Source organism: Rhizobium sp. G21 (assembly GCF_014158035.1).
Lineage (GTDB): Bacteria > Pseudomonadota > Alphaproteobacteria > Rhizobiales > Rhizobiaceae > Rhizobium_E.
Genome location: NZ_JACFXW010000002.1, coordinates 458,141 through 474,619 on the forward strand (window position 1 = coordinate 458,141; position 16,479 = coordinate 474,619).

The 16,479-nt window shown below is 63.5% G+C and carries 14 protein-coding genes and 1 pseudogene; 8 read left to right on the forward strand and 7 right to left on the reverse strand.

Annotated elements, in window-relative coordinates:
• Positions 1-5 precede the first annotated feature (5 nt).
• Complete coding sequence (locus H2O14_RS23440) at positions 6-1,211, reverse strand: hypothetical protein (protein ID WP_182829783.1); 1,206 nt, start codon at positions 1,209-1,211, stop codon at positions 6-8.
• Positions 1,204-2,231 (reverse strand): annotated as a pseudogene (bchI, locus tag H2O14_RS23445) (magnesium chelatase ATPase subunit I). The gene H2O14_RS23440 and the pseudogene bchI overlap by 8 nt, the downstream one beginning before the upstream one ends.
• 512 nt (positions 2,232-2,743) lie before the next feature.
• On the opposite strand from bchI, the gene H2O14_RS23450 reads away from it, so the two are divergent.
• The 6 genes from H2O14_RS23450 to H2O14_RS26880 all read left to right on the forward strand — a co-directional run bounded on the left by H2O14_RS23450 (position 2,744) and on the right by H2O14_RS26880 (position 9,303).
• Positions 2,744-3,001 (forward strand): DUF4212 domain-containing protein, encoded by a 258-nt coding sequence (locus H2O14_RS23450; protein ID WP_182829784.1) that lies wholly within the window; start codon positions 2,744-2,746, stop codon positions 2,999-3,001.
• A 12-nt stretch (positions 3,002-3,013) separates the two neighbouring features.
• Positions 3,014-4,780: a sodium:solute symporter family protein gene (locus H2O14_RS23455; RefSeq protein ID WP_182829785.1), complete on the forward strand. Its 1,767-nt coding sequence runs from the start codon at positions 3,014-3,016 to the stop codon at positions 4,778-4,780.
• An 87-nt stretch (positions 4,781-4,867) separates the two neighbouring features.
• Complete coding sequence (locus H2O14_RS23460) at positions 4,868-6,697, forward strand: DUF294 nucleotidyltransferase-like domain-containing protein (protein ID WP_182829786.1); 1,830 nt, start codon at positions 4,868-4,870, stop codon at positions 6,695-6,697.
• 11 nt (positions 6,698-6,708) lie between these two features.
• Positions 6,709-7,230: a hypothetical protein gene (locus tag H2O14_RS23465; protein WP_182829787.1), complete on the forward strand. Its 522-nt coding sequence runs from the start codon at positions 6,709-6,711 to the stop codon at positions 7,228-7,230.
• Between the two features lie 7 nt (positions 7,231-7,237).
• Entirely contained in the window at positions 7,238-8,461 is a 1,224-nt protein-coding gene (locus H2O14_RS26875) for a hypothetical protein (protein WP_210275585.1), read from the forward strand.
• Positions 8,458-9,303 carry a PolC-type DNA polymerase III gene (locus H2O14_RS26880; protein ID WP_210275586.1) on the forward strand — a complete coding sequence of 282 codons (846 nt, stop codon included), beginning with the start codon at positions 8,458-8,460 and terminating at the stop codon, positions 9,301-9,303. The genes H2O14_RS26875 and H2O14_RS26880 overlap by 4 nt, the downstream gene beginning before the upstream one ends.
• A 161-nt stretch (positions 9,304-9,464) precedes the next feature.
• Here the strand turns inward: H2O14_RS26880 and H2O14_RS23475 are convergent, their stop codons facing one another.
• The 5 genes from H2O14_RS23475 to H2O14_RS23495 all read right to left on the reverse strand — a co-directional run bounded on the left by H2O14_RS23475 (position 9,465) and on the right by H2O14_RS23495 (position 14,648).
• Entirely contained in the window at positions 9,465-10,217 is a 753-nt protein-coding gene (locus tag H2O14_RS23475; protein WP_182829941.1) for an amino acid ABC transporter ATP-binding protein, read from the reverse strand.
• A 46-nt stretch (positions 10,218-10,263) separates the two neighbouring features.
• Positions 10,264-11,211, reverse strand: a complete 948-nt coding sequence (locus H2O14_RS23480; protein WP_182829788.1) for an amino acid ABC transporter permease — start codon at positions 11,209-11,211, stop codon at positions 10,264-10,266.
• 118 nt (positions 11,212-11,329) lie between these two features.
• Positions 11,330-12,187, reverse strand: coding sequence for an ABC transporter substrate-binding protein (locus tag H2O14_RS23485; RefSeq protein ID WP_182829789.1), 858 nt, complete (start codon positions 12,185-12,187; stop codon positions 11,330-11,332).
• Between the two features lie 44 nt (positions 12,188-12,231).
• Positions 12,232-13,614, reverse strand: coding sequence for an NAD(P)/FAD-dependent oxidoreductase (locus H2O14_RS23490; RefSeq protein ID WP_182829790.1), 1,383 nt, complete (start codon positions 13,612-13,614; stop codon positions 12,232-12,234).
• A 17-nt stretch (positions 13,615-13,631) separates the two neighbouring features.
• On the reverse strand, positions 13,632-14,648 hold the full coding sequence (locus H2O14_RS23495) for an isopenicillin N synthase family dioxygenase (protein ID WP_182829791.1): 1,017 nt from the start codon (positions 14,646-14,648) through the stop codon (positions 13,632-13,634).
• A 100-nt stretch (positions 14,649-14,748) separates the two neighbouring features.
• Between H2O14_RS23495 and H2O14_RS23500 the strand changes: the two genes are divergently transcribed.
• Both H2O14_RS23500 and H2O14_RS23505 read left to right on the forward strand, forming a co-directional pair.
• The gene (locus tag H2O14_RS23500) at positions 14,749-15,693 is read left to right on the forward strand and encodes a nucleoside hydrolase (protein ID WP_182829792.1); all 945 of its coding nucleotides are present in this window, start codon (positions 14,749-14,751) and stop codon (positions 15,691-15,693) included.
• A gap of 181 nt (positions 15,694-15,874) precedes the next feature.
• Positions 15,875-16,411, forward strand: a complete 537-nt coding sequence (locus H2O14_RS23505) for a TetR/AcrR family transcriptional regulator (protein WP_312858705.1) — start codon at positions 15,875-15,877, stop codon at positions 16,409-16,411.
• Positions 16,412-16,479: the final 68 nt, after the last annotated feature.

Sequence of the window (16,479 nt, forward strand, 5' to 3'; positions counted from 1 at the left end):
GCGAATCAGCAGCCTGTCGCGCTCGTCGGGATGCAGGCGCGCCCTGATCTCCTGCCAGGGCGCCGCGGCACGGAGCGTCGCGACGAGATCGGGTCTGGCGTCGGGAAAAGGCGCGTTGCGGCTGGCCGCATAAGGCCTTCCCCGCCTTGCGTTTTTCGCCTCGCCCCCGCCTTGCCCGCTTGGCCGCCCATGCGCGCGGCGCGTTCGGACACGGCAAGCGAAAGACCCTCGATCACTCCCCGTTCGATCGCCGTCTGGAGGGCGTCGAGCGGGCCGGTCGTCGCCGGTTGCTCGTCGTCCCGGGGCGCCGCATCGGCGGGCGGGGTAGAGCACTCGGCTCCATCCGGCTCATCGCCTGCCGACGGCGTGGTCGCATCCGGCATAGGCTTCGCCTCCGGTTCGCCATGCACGAGGCGAATGCCGAGGCAGATCCTCAGCGCCGTCAGCGCATCCTCCTCGGTCACCCGCAGCCGCCCCGAAAGCGCTGCGAGGATGCGGCTGACCTTGACCAGCCGATGCTGGACGCCGACCGATCCGTTCCCGCCCGCCGCTGCGATCGTCAGGATCTGGCCGAGCAGCGCGTCGTCGATCGCGACCGCGCGCCAATCCGCGGCGCAGGCGTCGGCTTCTACAGGCAGATCCGAAACGGTCCGCCAGGCGACGCCGTCCAGATTGACGTGAAGGCCGAGCCGCTGGCCGAGGATCGACGGGATCTGCTCCTCGCACTCCGCCGCCTCGTCCAGGGCGATGATCGTGAGGCGTGTCTTTGCATTGTCGTTTTGTGCCACGCCGGCGGGGACAAGCTCAGGGCGGCGGCCGGTGTCGAGGATCTCGGCGACGACGGCAGCGGCGGACGCGTCGAGCCGTCCGGCCATAGGAATGACGAGTGTGCCGCCATCGACCGCAGCGAGGATGCCGTGATCCCAGACGATCCTGCCGGTGCGGTTGGTCTCGGCAATATCGAGCCGGCCGGAAAGCGAGGCGGCGGATGCGCCCGGCGGCAGCCGCAGGACGGGACCGGGCATGAGACTTGACAGATGACGGAGATAAAGATCGCGCACACCTCCGGCCCGCGCCGTCAGCCACAAACCGCCGATCTCGGGGCCGGCGGCGGCGAGCGCACGGGCGGCGATCAGCGCATCGCGCCAGCGCTCCTCGCTTTGCCGCAGCATGGCTTCGCAGACCTCGTCCTGGGTGAGGCGATCACCCATGGCCGTGCCCGTTGTCCATGGTGGCGAGCGCTCGCTCGATCCGCGGCGCAGTGCCCGCGTCATCCAGCGGATCGCGTCGCAGCCGGTGGCAAAGCACCATCGGCGCGATGTCGGCGATGTCGCTCCAGGATACCGATCCGCGCCCGTCCAGCGCGGCGGCGGCCCGGCCGGCCCGCATCAGGGTGAGTTCGCCGCGCATGCCGTCGATGCCGAGACGCATGCAGAGCTGCGACATCCGTTCGATCACCGGATCGGGAATGGTCACCTCGCGCAGCATCTTCCGGGCAGCGACGACGCGGTTGCGGATCGCTGTTTCTCGCCGCGCCCATTGGCCGGCGAAGGCGTCGGGATCGGTCTCATAGGCGTCCCGGCGGCGGATCACTTCGATGCGCGAGGCGAGATCGTTGATCGTGCGCACGTCGACGGACAGGCCGAAACGATCGAGCAGTTGCGGCCTCAGATCGCCCTCTTCGGGATTGCCGCTGCCGACCAGCACGAAGCGGGCGGCGTGGCGGATGCTGAGGCCCTCGCGCTCGACCACATTGACGCCCGACGCCGCCGCATCGAGAAGCAGGTCGACCAGATGGTCTTCGAGCAGGTTCACCTCGTCGATATAGAGAAAACCGCGATTGGCGGCGGCCAGCAGTCCGGCTCGAACGCTTTCTCTCCGACGGTCAGCGCCTTTTCGATGTCGAGCGCGCCGCAGACCCTGTCTTCGGTGGCGCCGAGCGGCAGGTCGATCATCGGCGCGCGGATCTTGACGAGAGCGGGTTTCGGGTGCGCGCGACAGGTCGCGCAGGCCTGTTGCGGCTCCGAAGGAAGGCAGTTGTAGCGACAGCGTTCGCGCGTCTCCAACTTCGGCAGCAGGGACGCCAGCGCTCTCACCGCGGTCGATTTGCCGGTGCCTCGATCGCCGAAGATCAGCACGCCGCCGAGCAGGGGTTCGACCGCCGCCATCAGCAGGGCTTTCTTCATATCCTCCTGGCCGACAATGGCCGTGAACGGAAATGGCGTCGCCATGGAACCCTCCTCCAAAGAGTGTCAACATACATTGACACTTTCTTGCTGGGATTAGAAGAGGAAATTGACAGTTGGCGTTGCTTTTGCCGGCATATGCGAACCGGCTCATTTCGATGTCGCCGCGATACTGTTCGGAGGCGGCGGCGCCATCCTTTCAGCCTCGCGTAAAGAGGAAACCGGGCGATGCGCTCTCATGGCCGCTAGCGGCGGCTGTCGCTGATGCGCCTAGGTGGACCGCTCACTCGGTGAGCCCTGTGCGGGCATCCGGGGGCGTTCGGGTCAAGACGCGGCCGAGAACGACATGCGGGGCTTGAGATAAACGCACGGTGGTTGCTCCGACAGGCGCCCAACCGCTCGCGCCGGGCTACGACTATCGGCGAATGTACGGTCTTTGGCGAATGAGTTATTCCTTGAAAATTGTCAATTCCGCCTCGGGACTCGGAGTGGTGGAATCGGCGTGGAGGAAGGGGCGTCCTGGCGACGTCCCATCAAGAAAGGGAGGAGTAATCGTAATGGATAAATCTTCGTCCAACGCATATTGGTCCGCCAATGTTCGCGTCATCTATATCTGCCTGGCGATCTGGGCGGTCGTTTCCTACGGATTCGGGATACTGCTGCGTCCGGCGCTGTCCGGCATCGCCGTGGGTGGAACCGATCTCGGCTTCTGGTTCGCCCAGCAAGGCTCGATCGTCGTCTTCATCGCGCTGATTTTCGGATACTCGGTGTATATGAACAAGATCGACCGCGAATTCGGCGTCGACGAGCAGTAAGGCGGACCCACAATGGATCAGTATGCACTCAATCTGCTGATCGTAGGCGCGTCCTTCGCGCTCTACATCGGCATCGCCATCTGGGCGCGCGCCGGCTCCACGGCCGAGTTCTACGCCGCCAACCGCGGCGTCAATCCCGTCATGAACGGCATGGCGACCGCTGCCGACTGGATGTCTGCGGCCTCCTTCATCTCGATGGCCGGTCTCATCGCCACCGTCGGCTATGGAAACTCCACCTATCTCATGGGCTGGACCGGCGGCTATGTGCTGCTCGCTCTCCTGCTCGCTCCCTATCTGCGCAAGTTCGGCAAATATACCGTCCCGCAGTTCATCGGCGATCGCTTCTACAGCCAAGGCGCGCGCCTGACGGCGGTCGTCTGCCTGATCATCATCTCGGTGACCTATGTCATCGGCCAGATGACCGGCGCCGGGGTGGCGTTCTCGCGCTTCCTCGAAGTCGACGTCTCGACCGGTCTGTGGATCGCATCGGCGGTCGTCTTCGTCTACGCCGTTCTCGGCGGCATGAAGGGCATCACCTATACGCAGGTCGCCCAGTACATCGTGCTGATCATCGCCTATACGATCCCGGCGGTGTTTATCTCGCTGCAACTGACCGGCAACCCGATTCCGTGGTTCGGCCTGTTTGGGACGCATACCGAATCCGCGCTTCCGCTGCTGCAGAAGCTCGATCAGGTCGTCACCGATCTGGGATTCAACGCCTACACCGGCCAGGGCTCCATGCTGAACATGACACTGTTCACGCTGTCGCTGATGATCGGCACCGCGGGTCTGCCGCATGTCATTATCCGCTTCTTCACGGTTCCGAAGGTCGCAGATGCGCGCTGGTCGGCCGGCTGGGCGCTCATCTTCATCGCGCTCCTCTATCTGACGGCTCCGGCTGTCGGCGCCATGGCGCGACTGAACATCATCGACACGATCTACCCCGGCGGCACCCAGCAGGACGCGGTTCTCTATGAGGAACGCCCCGACTGGATGCGCAACTGGGAAGTCACGGGTCTCCTGACATTCGAAGACAAGAATGGCGACGGCCGCATCCAGTATTACAACGATACTGCCGCGGGCTTCACCGAGACCGCCACGCAGCGCGGCTGGACCGGCAACGAACTGACCATCAACAACGACATTCTCGTTCTGGCCAATCCGGAAATCGCACAGCTTCCGGGCTGGGTCATCGGTCTCATCGCCGCCGGTGGTCTTGCCGCCGCTCTGTCGACCGCCGCAGGCCTGTTGCTGGCGATCTCGTCCGCCATCAGCCATGACCTGATCAAGGACTTCCTGAAGCCGGACATTTCCGAGAAGTCCGAACTCATGGCCGCTCGCATCTCGATGGCAGGCGCGATTCTCGTCGCTACGCTGCTCGGCCTCAATCCGCCGGGCTTCGCGGCGCAGACCGTCGCTCTCGCCTTCGGCCTTGCCGCTGCGACGATCTTCCCGGCTCTGATGATGGGCATCTTCTCCAAGCGCATCAACTCGCTCGGCGCGACGCTCGGCATGATCGTCGGTCTCGTGGTGACCTGCGTCTACCTGTTCACGTATCTGGGCTGGTTCTTCGTCGCCGGCACCAACATGCTCGAAAACGTTCCGGCCAACTACCTGTTCGGCATCCCGCCGACCGCGTTCGGCCCGATCGGCGCACTGCTCAACTTCGGGACGGCCTATGTCGTTTCGACGATGACCCAGGCGCCGCCCAAGCATGTGCAGGACCTCGTCGAGTCCATCCGTGTTCCCCGGGGAGCGGGCGCCGCGACCGGTCACTGATAGACGGCAACCGGGAGGGGCGAGCAGATCGCCCCTCCCGTCCCTCGACCAGACAGAGCGCCTTTGCGCCGCATGAGGGCACAGCGCATGACCCAGACGAATTCCGACGTGCTGGCGTTTCTCGAGACGGTCCACCCCTATGACAGTCTTCCGAGGAAGGAAATCGAACGGGTCTCGACCCGCTTCCAGCCTCTGTCATTTCAGAAAGATGCGGAGATCTACCGCCGCGGTAGTCCACAGCAGGGCATCTATCTCATTCGGGATGGCGCAGTTGAAATCACGGACGCCGCCAACACGGTGATATCGGAACTTGCGCCACGCAATTCCTTCGGCGAACGCGGACTGATGGCGGATGGCTTCGCCGTGACCACCGCCACGGCCCGCAGCGACTGCGCGCTTCTTCTGCTGCCCGCCGACGAGTTTCGGCGGCTGATGCAGGAACATGCGGTTTTCGCCCGCTTTTTCACCCGCGGGCGGTTCGCAGATAGCCGTCGTGGCGATGTGTCGGTCCAGAAGGTCAGCGAGCTCATGTCGCGTCCCCCGATCGTCTGCGGTCCGACCGATACGGTCCGTTCGGCCGCAGCTCTCATGCGGGGCCGGCATGTCTCCAGCCTCGGCGTCGTCGACGGTGATCGATTTCTCGGCATCCTCACCAGCCGCGATCTGACGGGAAGGGTGCTTGCCGAAGGGCTCGACCCGGAAGCCACGCCGGTGTCCGCGGTCATGACGCCGGATCCAGTGGGTCTGAGCGCCGAAGCGCTCGGCTCGGATATCCTTCATCTGATGCTCGAGAAGCGTGTCGGTCATCTGCCCGTGGTCGATGGCGACCGCTTGGTGGGGATGATCACGCAGACGGATCTCATCCGTTTTCACGCAATCAATTCGGCGCAATTGGTTCGCGACATCTCGACGGCCGAAACGCCCGAGGCGATGCGTGCGATCACGGCGCGTATTCCGCAACTGCTCGTCCAACTCGTCGGCGGCAACAACGCGCATGAGGTCGTCACGCGGCTGATCACCGATATCGCCGACAGTGTGACGCGCCGTCTTGTCGTGCTGGCCGAGCTCGAACTCGGGCCGCCGCCAGCGCCCTATGTCTGGCTCGCCGCCTGCGGCAGTCAGGGGCGTCAGGAGCAGACCGGCGTCAGCGATCAGGACAATTGCATGTTCATAGCTGACGGCGTCGCGCCGGATGCGACGCCCTGGTTCCGACAACTGGCGGCCAAAGTCAGCCGTGGTCTGGATCTCTGCGGTTATCATTACTGCCCGGGCGACATGATGGCGACCAATCCACGTTGGCGCCAGCCGCTTTCGGTCTGGCGCAGCTATTTCCGTGACTGGATCAATCGGCCGGATCCGACTGCGCAGATGCTGGCGAGCGTCATGTTCGATCTCAGGCCGATCTGCGGCGATCCGTCCCTATATCAGGATCTGCAGGCCGAGACGTTGGAAGAGGCGAGCCGCAATTCGATTTTCACGGCGCATATGGTCAGCAACGCGCTGAAGCATGCGCCGCCGCTCGGCCTGCTGCGAGGCTTCGCCACGATCCGAAGCGGGGAGCATCGAAACCATATAGACATGAAGCACAACGGCGTGGCGCCGGTCGTCGATCTCGGACGCGTCTATGCCCTGATGGGCAGGCTGAGGCCGGTGAACACGCGCGCGCGACTGCTTGCGGCGGAGGACGCGGGGATCATCTCCGGGCCAGGGGCGAAGGATCTCATCGCGGCCTACGATCTCATCTCGGATATGCGCCTGCATAGTCAGATGCGGCAGGTGCGCGACGGCCGCAAGCCAGACAACTTTCTGGCGCCCTACGATTTCGGTGATTTCGAGCGTTCGCACCTTCGCGATGCCTTTGTCGTCGTCAGAACCATGCAATCGGCGCTCGCCAATGGCGGTCGAGCGCCCGTCTGAAGGAATGAAGAATGCTGTTTGAGTTGATCGCGGCGGTCGTCGCCGGTGTTGCATTGGCGGGCGTGGCGATGGCCCTGCGTTGGCTGAGCCGGGGATCCTTGCCGAAATGGATCATTCCTGCGACTGCTGGTCTCGGAATGCTGTGTTATTCGGTCTGGAGCGAATATAGCTGGTTCGACCGGATGACCACGGCGCTGCCTGGGATCGCCGTGACTTGGAAAAATCAGCAAACGGCGTTTTGGCGTCCCTGGTCCTATCTCGAGCCGGTGACCACAAGGTTCACGGCCGTCGATCTCAAAGGCGCCAAGCGCAATCCGAAGCAGCCCGGTCTGGTGATGGTGGATATTCTGCTCGTGGCGCGCTGGCAGCCGGTCAAGCCCGTCAAGGTGGTCTATGACTGCGGCAATGCGCGACGCGCCGATCTTATCGACGCCGATGTCGCCATTGCCGACGACGGCAGTCTCGTCGGGGCGGAGTGGAACAACGTGAAGCCCGACGATGCGTCTTTGAAGGTCGCATGCGCGGCCGGGTGAGGGAGCTATGCTGACGAGGATCAGCCTGCGCGGTCGTATCCTACTCTTTTTCGTGGCTTTGGCGGCCGGCGCCCTGGCGGCCTTGGCGGTGGGCATGTGGTTCGGCTATCACCGAGCAGGCAGTCCGGACATGTTGACCGCTTTCATGCAGAGCGCCATCGCCGCCGGTTTTCTGATCCTTGCCATCGTGACGTGGATCTGGTTCCTGTTCGACACGCATCTCGCGCGGCCGATCGCCAGAGTGGCGTCCGCCATGCGGGCGAGGGCGCATGCAAATGTGGCGCATGATTTCCGCGCGGAGGAGGCGCGCTATCTCGGCGAGCTCGCCGAGGCGGCGTCCGCGACGGCGGCGACGCTCGCGCGGACGAGGGGCGCGCTGGCGGAACAGGTCCAGCGGGAGACCACGAGGCTGTCTTCCGACAAAAGCAAGCTCGAGCAATTGCTTGCCGATGTTCCGCCTGCAGTCCTTCTCTGCACCGGCCGTCATCACATCGTCTTTTACAACGGCGTCGCTCAGCACCTGCTCTCGGGCTCGTCGAGACCGGTCTGCCTCGACCGGAACATTTTCGATTATTTGAGCGAAGGCCCGATCCGCACCGCGCATCATAGGCTTTTGGAAAGCGCCGAGCCGGATGCGATCGTCGAATTCCTCTGTCTGGGGCCATGTGGACGACGAAGGCTTGCCGGGCGCATGCGGCTCGCCGGCGACAATGGTGGGGATCAGGCGGCCTATGTCATGACCCTCAGGGATGTCACGACGGAGGTTGCGGCCCATGCGGGGCGTGATGCTCTTCTCGGCGACGTCTTCGCGCTGGTTCGACCCATCGTGTCGGAGTTTCGTCGGCTGGCCGGCGCGCACGATCTGGATATGATTGCCGGGGATGAAGTGTCGCCCCCGCTTCGGCGCCTGGAGGCCACTCTTGCGGAATTGGAGACGCGATTCGAACGCCTGCGCTCCGACGGTTGGCCCATGGCGGTCGAGCATGCGCGGGAGATTGCCCGGCTGTTGCATCGCGAGCTGGACAGGCGGACGCGCTCTCTCGACATCGACGTCGCAGACATTGCCCTACGCTGCAACGCTTTCGACATCGTCAGTCTGATGGCTCACCTCATTGATCGGATCAGCGAGACGAGGGAAGCCGCCGATTATCGTTTGTCTGTCGCGCCGGTCGGGGCGGCGGCCGAAGTCGCCTTGTCCTGGCAGGGGGCGGCGTCTTTCCCGACGAGTTGAAAACGTGGCTGGACGAGCCGGTGTTCGAAAGCGGCGCGACCGGCGAGGCGATCCTGTCGGCGCATGGCGCCGCGGCCTTGGCCGTCAGAGCCGACGAAGCCCCGTCAATCTCCATACGCCTGCAACTGAGCGAGCAGCACGCGTACGGAGCGGACGTATCGAGGCATGTCGTCTACAATTTCGAACTTCTGTCGCGGATGCACGACGAGAAGCTCGCCGACGCGCGGCTGGACGCCCTGACCTATGTCGTTTTCGATACGGAGACCACGGGTCTTTTGCCGGAACAGGGAGACGAGATGGTTCAGATCGCCGCCGTGCGCATCGTGAACGGCAAGCGTATCGGAAGCGAGGTCTTCAACCTTCTCGTCAACCCGGGACGAGCCATCCCGCGCTCCGCTACGGCCATTCACGGGGTGACGGATGCGATGGTTCTGGATGCGGTCAGCGTGCAGGAGGCCGTTCGGCAATTTCATCTCTTCGCGGAAGGCGCCGTGCTCGTGGCCCATAATGCGCCCTTCGACATGGAGTTCCTTACGCGGCGGGAGAGAGAAATGGGGCTGCGCTTCGTCAATCCGATCCTGGACACGGTCCTCCTGTCGGCAAGCGCTTTCGGTCGGGCGGAGACGCACACGCTCGACGCGCTCGCGGATCGCCTCGGGGTTCGCATTGAGGAAAGAGACCGTCATACAGCCCTCGGCGACGCCATAGCCACGGCCGACATCTTCATCAAGCTGAAGGATATGTTGGCGGGTCAGGGGCTCGTCCGTTTCGGCGATGTGCTGACCAAAATGCGCAGCCACCAGAGGCTCGTGCGCGACCTGAACGATCGACATGTCCGGTGAGTCGGCCCGTTTCCGACAGAAATGACATCGAACGCAGCCCCGGCGTCGGAGCTCGCATCCGGTCTTGAGCTTCAGCGCGGCGGGTTTCTGCGCATGAAGCCATCCAGCGTGTCGGCAAGACGCGTCCGAAGCCGGCGCGTCCAAATCATGTCGCCCGCGTCTTACAAGACCCGCGACAGAAATTCCCGGGTGCGCGGCGATTGCGGATCGGCGATCATGGCGCGCGGATCGCCCTGTTCGACGATCACGCCCTGATCCATGAAGATCAACTGGTCGCCGATTTCGCGGGCGAAGCCGATTTCATGCGTCACCACCACCATGGTCATGCCGCTTTCGGCGAGATCTCTCATGACGTTCAAGACTTCGCCGACCAGTTCCGGATCGAGCGCCGAGGTCGGTTCGTCGAACAATAGCACCTTCGGCTTCATGGCCATGGCGCGGGCGATCGCGACGCGCTGCTGTTGGCCGCCGGAGAGTTCGCGCGGATAGCGGTCGAGCTTGTCGGACAGGCCGACGCGCTTGAGCAGCACTTCCGCCTCGGCGCGGGCCTGCTCGACGGGGACGCGGCGCACCTGGGTCGGCGCCTCGATCATGTTTTCCATCACGGTCATATGGGAAAACAGGTTGAAGGATTGAAACAGCATGCCGATCTCGGCGCGGCGCTGGCAGAGCAGGCTGTCCTTGACCTCATAGAGATTGTCGCCGACGAGATCGTAGCCGACGAAGTCGCCGTCGACCAGCAGCAGGCCGCCGGACAGCTTCTCAAGATGGTTGATGCAGCGGAGAAACGTGCTCTTGCCGGAACCCGATGGGCCGATGATACAGGTGACCGCGCCCTTGGCGACGTCCAGATCAATGCCCTTCAGCACTTCGAGATTTCCGTAGGATTTACGAACGCCGCGGGCGAAAACCATGGATTCCGCCGGTATCTGGAAGCGGGCGCGGTTGGAGAGGCTGGCCTCAGACATGGCTATGGCTCCTGCGGACGGGCATGAGTTTGGCGAAAACATCCGCGAGAAGCGAGTCCTCTCGCTTGTCGCTGCGGCCGAAATGCCGTTCGAGGAAATGCTGGCCGACCGACATAATGCTGACCACCGCCAGATACCAGAAGGCCACGACAATCAAGAGCGGGATGGTCTCGAAGGTGCGGGCGTAGATGCTCTGGGCCGAATAAAAGAGGTCGTCGACGGCGATGAAGGTGACGAGCGAGGTCATCTTGAGCAGATTGATCGCCTCGTTGCCGGTCGGCGGCACGACGAAGCGCATGGCCTGGGGCAGCGTGATGCGCTTGAGGATCATGCGATAGGGCATGCCCAGCGCGCTTGCCGCTTCCGCCTGTCCCGAGGGAACGGACTTGATGCCGGCGCGGATGATCTCGGCCATATAGCCCGCCTCGCAGAGCGACAGCGCCACGACAGCGGAGAGGAACGGCGACATCAGATCGTTGGTGCGGATGGAGAAGAGTGTGCCGAGACCGGGAATGGCAAGCGACACCTCGCGCACCAGGAGCGAGAGGTTGAACCAGAAGATCAGCTGGATCAGCGCGGGCACGCCGCGGAAGAACCAGACATAGACGCCGGCGAAGGCGCGCAGGATCGGGCTCGGCGACACCCGCATGATGGCGACGATTGCGCCGATGACGATCGCGACCGCCATGATCAGCACGGTCAGCAGAAGCGTCGTGCCGAGACCGCGCAGGATCGGCGGATGGAAGAGATAGCCCATCGCCGTGCCCCAATCGAAGGCGGGATTGACGGCGAAGGCGCGAATGATGAACCCGGCCAGCACGAGAGCGAGCGCAGTGCCGATCCAGATGCCGTATTGCCGTTGCGGCACGACCTTCAGGCGCGAGACCTGCTCGGCGATGGCCGCATGCGCGTGGGTTTGGGGAGGATCGGCGGTGCTCATATCACTGTCCTTGGAATTCTCGAAGGGCGTCCGGCGCAAAACGCCGACGATGCGCCGCCGGAGTCAATCGGCGGCGCTCATGAATGGGTCAAGCTCCTGATGAGAGCTGTTTCCAGCCTTATTCGGCGCGAAGGGCTTCCATCTTGTTGACGAAATAGGGCTCCTTGATCGCATAGGCGCCCATGCCGTATTTGTTCAGGATCTCCTGATACTTGCCGTTCTTGAACAGCTCCGCAAGGGCCGACACCATCATGTCGGCGGTCGCCGGATCGTCCTTGGCGATGGCGAGGCCGAGCGGCGCCACATCATAAAGCGTCGGCAGCACGACCAACTGACCCTTGCTCGTCACTTCGAAATAGCTCGACGCGGTCGCGTCGTCCATACGGGCGTCGACGCGGTCGGAGAGCACGGCCTGGACGATGTCGGTCGAGGAGTTGAAGACCGACTTCTTAATCTCTTCCTTGCCCTTGTCCGCACAGTCCTTGGAGAGCTTGTCGACCAGGAAGTCGGATGCGCTGCCGGCGGAGACGCCGATGCGCTTGCCGCAGAGCGGCATGTCGCCGGTGAAGCTGTCCTTCTTTTCCGGCGAGGTCGAGGCGGCGATGCCGGCCTTGATGAACATCACGAAATCCACCTGCTTGAGGCGGTCGGGATTGGCGGAAAAGGTTTCCCAGGCGATCTTGAAGCGGCCGGAAGCCAGGCCGGGGATCATCGACGGGAAGGGCGTGCGCTGGATATCGAGATCCGCCTTCACGAGCTTGGCGACTTCGCCGGCGAGCTCCACGATGATGCCGGTCTGCTTGCCGTCGGCGTCGAGATATTCGAAGGGCGCGTAATCCAGCGTGTTGGCGACAGAAAGCTTGCCGCTGCTGGCCACCTCCGGAGAAGGCTTTATGTCCGCGGCTGTGGCGGCGCCGGTCCAGACGGTCATCATCGCGGCGAGGCCGAAGCCTGCATAGGTGAGATAGGATGTCATGTCGGTCGTTCCTCTCTTCATTGTTGTTACTCCCGGCGCCGGTCTCAGTCTTTCGCCTGATCCCGGCGGCTTCCGATCCGGTCCCGCCGAATGGAAATTCTGTTTGTCTCCCAACGCGTCGTCTCAGACCCCGTGGTCGGCCGCGGCCGCGTCCCGTCGATGAAGCGCTCGTAGCGGAATGCCGTGGGATCGACGAGCGGTCTATCGCCGGTGACCAGATCGGCGGCGAGTCTGCCCGCGCCGGGTCCGATGCCGAAGCCATGACCGGAAAATCCCGTCGCAATGATCAGCCCGGGCAGCGACTGCACTTTTGAGATGACCGGGATCGCATCCGGCGTCGCATCGATCATGCCTGCCCAGCTCTGCTCCACTTTGGCGCCCCGAAAGATCGGAAAGGCTTTCTGCAGGTCAGAAAATGTCTGCTGAAGGCGATTGTCCATCGGCGCCGGATCGAGCGTGCGCGTCTGTTCGAAGATCGTCTCGCCCTTGCTGTCCGATGGCGGCGGCGGAGACAGGCCCAGGCTGAAGCTTCCCCATTCCTGCCGCATCATCGGCATGAAGTCCTTGAAATAGCGAAAGCTGTCGGCGCCGATGTCATGGCGGTTCTGGCTGCCGTCGGCGATCGTATAGCCCCCGTCCAACCGTTTGCGATAGGCGAATTCCTTGCACCAGGCCGCGCCATTGGGGCCGCCCGCCACGGGGCTGGTGCGCAGCACGGAGGCGCGGACGCCGAGCTGCGGCAGCCGCAGGTTCAAGCGGCGCAACAGCTTGGTCGACCAGACGCCGCCGGCGACCACCACCGACTGACAGTCGATGCGGCCATATTCGGTGAGGACGGCCGAGACCCGTCCATTGCTGGTCTCGATGTCGCGGACGGCGCATTTGGCCATGAGGATCGCGCCATCGGCGGCCGCGGCGCGCGCAATCGCGGAGGCGGCCTTTTGCGGTTCTGCCCGACCGTCGCTCGCGGTGTACAGCGCCGCATGCCATGATCGCGCGGCGCCCGGCAGGAGGTCGGCGAGTTCCGCGCCCCGCGCCAGGCGGCTGTCGAAAGCGAAATCGCCGGCGCGCTTCAGCCAGTCGAGATGGTGGTCGACATCCTCTTCCCCGTCGCAGAGATAGAGAATGCCGGTTCTGCGAAAGCCGACATCGGCGCCGACCAGCGCATTCATATCGTCCCAGATCCGCATCGCCTCGACGATCAGCGGCAGCTCGCGCGGATCGCGGCCCATCCGCCGCACCCAGCCCCAGTTGCGGCTCGATTGTTCGCCGACGAAGTCGCCCTTCTCGCAAACGGTCACGGACAGGCCGCGGCGCGCCAAAAACAGCGCCGTGCTCAAGCCGATGATGCCGCCGCCCACCACGACCACATCGGTCCTGGCGGGCGGCTTATCTGCGGAGATGACTGGGTCGACCTGCGGTCCCAAACGCGCCTCCTCGGATCTCAGGCCTTGGCGGCGGCTTCCGCCGCCTGCTTCTTGCGGTAGTGATAGTTCTTGTCGATCCGCTCCATCAGGTAGTCGCCATATTGAACCGGCGGATATTTCGGTTCGGTCCCGGCGGGCACGCAGACGTCCAGCGCCTCGATCATCTCATGCATGGCCGGGTCGAAGAAGAAGGGTTGCGAATAGCGTTCGCGGCCGGTGCGGTTGATGACCCGGTGCGGAGTCGAGACGAAGACGTCGTTGGACCAGCGGGCGAGGATATCGCCGACATTCATCACGAAGGAATCCGGGATCGGCGGCGCGGGCACCCATTCGCCGGCCTTGTTTTTGACTTCGAGGCCGCCGACATCGTCTTGCGCAAGCAGCGTGATGAAGCCGTAATCGGTGTGCGGCGCGGAGCCGAACAGGCCTTCTTCCTGCGGCTGGGTGGGATAGTGCAGCAGGCGCAGGAAGGTGGTCGGATCTTCGAAATAGCGGTCGAGATTGTCCGAGGGCAGGCCGAGCGACAGCGCGATCGCCCGCACCATCTTGCGCGCCAGCGTGCTCATCTCCTCGACATAATGCTCGATCGTGGCGCGGAAGCCGGCAAGCTGCGCCTCGTCCGGCCACTGGTTCGGGCCCTGCAGCGGCTCGCCGGCGATAGCGCGCGGATCGTTCTCGTCGACCTCATGCATGAAGAAGATCGATTCGCTCTGGTTGGGCTTGCTGACGGTCGCGACCGAAGAGGTCACGATGGTGGAGCCGGCAAACGGCAGGAAGCCGCGGAAATTCTTGTCGATCTTCAGTTTGAGTTTTTCCTCGTCCGGCAGCGCGAAGAAGCGCTTGCTGGCTTCACGGACCGCCTCGACATCGGCGCGAGGAATGGGATGTCCGACGACATAGAGGAAGCCGATCGTCTCGAGATAGCTGCGCAGCGTCGCCGCCGTGGCGCGGATGGCCGCCTCGTCGTCGCCGTAAAGCGAGGAGACGTCTAGAATCGGAATCTCGGAAAAGTCGCCGCGGTCGATCGAGGTCATCGCCAAACTCCTGTCTTGAACATACGATACAGTACTGTATTTCTACACATAGAAATGATATCGGCAATAGGCATTCGTCAATCATGGGAATTTCAAATCAATGACCCCACGCAAGATCATCATCGACACCGATCCGGGGCAGGACGACGCCTTTGCGATTCTGTTTGCGCTCGGATCGCCCAAGGAGTTGGAGGTGGTGGGGATCACCACTGTCGGGGGCAATGTTCCCCTCAGGCTGACCGCGATCAATGCGTTGAAAGTGGTGGAACTGGCGGGCCGGACCGACGTCCCGGTCTTCGCCGGCTGCCCGGCGCCGATGGTTAAGCCGCTGATGACGGCGGAATATGTCCATGGCGAGACCGGCCTCGATGGCGCGGATCTTCCGGAGCCGGTGACGCCGCTTCAGACAGAACATGGCGTCAACTGGATGGTCCGCACCATCATGGAAGCCGAGGTCGGCGAGATCACCGTCTGCACGCTCGGGCCGATGACCAATCTCGCGATGGCCATGACGATGGAGCCGCGGATCATCCCGCGCATCCGCGAAGTCGTGCTGATGGGCGGCGGCTTCTTCGAGGGCGGCAATGCGACGCCGGCCGCCGAGTTCAACATCTTCGTCGATCCGCATGCCGCCCACAAAGTGTTCGCATCGGGCGTTCCTGTCACGATGGCCGGGATCGACTGCACCTATACGGCGCAGATGACGCCGGAATGGCTCGGCGAGTTGCGCGCCACCGGCAGCCGGGCGGCGATCGAGGCGGCCAATCTCGCCGATTTCTTCCGCATCTATGGCTCGCACAAATTCCCGACCGAGGCGCGGCCGATCCACGACGCCTGCGTCACCGGCTATCTGCTGGCGCCGGAGATCTTCGAGCAGCGCCAATGCCATGTGACGGTGGAAATCTCATCGCCTGTCACGATCGGCATGACGGTTGTGGATTGGTGGCATGTGACGGGTCAGGAGAAAAACTGCAACGTGCTGCGCCGCATCGATCCCGATCCTTTCTTTGCACTTATGTTGGAGCGGATCAGCGCCCTCCCTTGATTCTGCGCCCGCTGGTTGCTAACGGCAGGAAATTATGTCCGGACCGGCCGGCGAGCGTCGCCAGCCCTTCCCGGTCTTGAAAGCGAAAAAGCCTTTGGCAAAAGTAAAACAGTCATCGACAGCCCCGGACGCCGGGGACGGTGGAAAGGTCGCTCGGCGGACGCTCACTCGTGAAGATTGGGTGGCCGCCGCGCGCAAGGTCCTGGAAAAGGGCGGCATCGCAGAGGTGAAGATCGATCGGCTGGCGCGGCAGTTCAAGGTGACGCGCGGCAGCTTCTATTTTCACTTTTCGAGCCTGAAGGATCTGCACCAGGAACTGCTGTCCGAATGGCGGCGCGCCAATTGCGCGCCCTTCCAGGCGATGGTCGATGAAGACGTGACCGACGGCGTGCAGTTCTTCAGCGACATCGTCCACACCTGGGTGGATGAGAAACCATTCAGCCCCAAGCTCGATCTCGCGATCCGCGATTGGGCCCGGACTTCGAAGGAGATTGCCCGCGAAGTGGATGCGATCGACGCGTTGCGCATCAATCTCCTGGTGCGGTCCTTCCTCGCGATAGGCTATTCCGAAAAGGAAAGCATCGTGCGGGCGCGCATCACCTATTTCCACCAGATCGGCCAATACGCGCTGTCCTTCAAGGAAGACCCCGACGTCCGCAAGAGCTACCAGCCTCTGTTTGGGGATGTGCTGCTGGGGCCGCTCGCCAAGAGCCCATAACGGGCCTGTCGCGTCGACCGGGCGCCAAGCCGGCGGCATTGATCGAATGATTATGCTCCCGCCGCATT

What these genes read in the sequence shown, in the direction of transcription:
- H2O14_RS26875 (WP_210275585.1), top strand. Translation starts at nt 7,238, where the DNA reads ATGCTGACGAGGATCAGCCTGCGCGGTCGTATCCTACTCTTTTTCGTG.
- H2O14_RS23495 (WP_182829791.1), bottom strand. Translation starts at nt 14,648, where the DNA reads ATGACCTCGATCGACCGCGGCGACTTTTCCGAGATTCCGATTCTAGAC.
- H2O14_RS23450 (WP_182829784.1), top strand. Translation starts at nt 2,744, where the DNA reads ATGGATAAATCTTCGTCCAACGCATATTGGTCCGCCAATGTTCGCGTC.
- H2O14_RS23440 (WP_182829783.1), bottom strand. Translation starts at nt 1,211, where the DNA reads ATGGGTGATCGCCTCACCCAGGACGAGGTCTGCGAAGCCATGCTGCGG.
- H2O14_RS23475 (WP_182829941.1), bottom strand. Translation starts at nt 10,217, where the DNA reads ATGGTTTTCGCCCGCGGCGTTCGTAAATCCTACGGAAATCTCGAAGTG.
- H2O14_RS23460 (WP_182829786.1), top strand. Translation starts at nt 4,868, where the DNA reads ATGACCCAGACGAATTCCGACGTGCTGGCGTTTCTCGAGACGGTCCAC.
- H2O14_RS23455 (WP_182829785.1), top strand. Translation starts at nt 3,014, where the DNA reads ATGGATCAGTATGCACTCAATCTGCTGATCGTAGGCGCGTCCTTCGCG.
- H2O14_RS23500 (WP_182829792.1), top strand. Translation starts at nt 14,749, where the DNA reads ATGACCCCACGCAAGATCATCATCGACACCGATCCGGGGCAGGACGAC.
- H2O14_RS23485 (WP_182829789.1), bottom strand. Translation starts at nt 12,187, where the DNA reads ATGACATCCTATCTCACCTATGCAGGCTTCGGCCTCGCCGCGATGATG.
- H2O14_RS23465 (WP_182829787.1), top strand. Translation starts at nt 6,709, where the DNA reads ATGCTGTTTGAGTTGATCGCGGCGGTCGTCGCCGGTGTTGCATTGGCG.
- H2O14_RS23480 (WP_182829788.1), bottom strand. Translation starts at nt 11,211, where the DNA reads ATGAGCACCGCCGATCCTCCCCAAACCCACGCGCATGCGGCCATCGCC.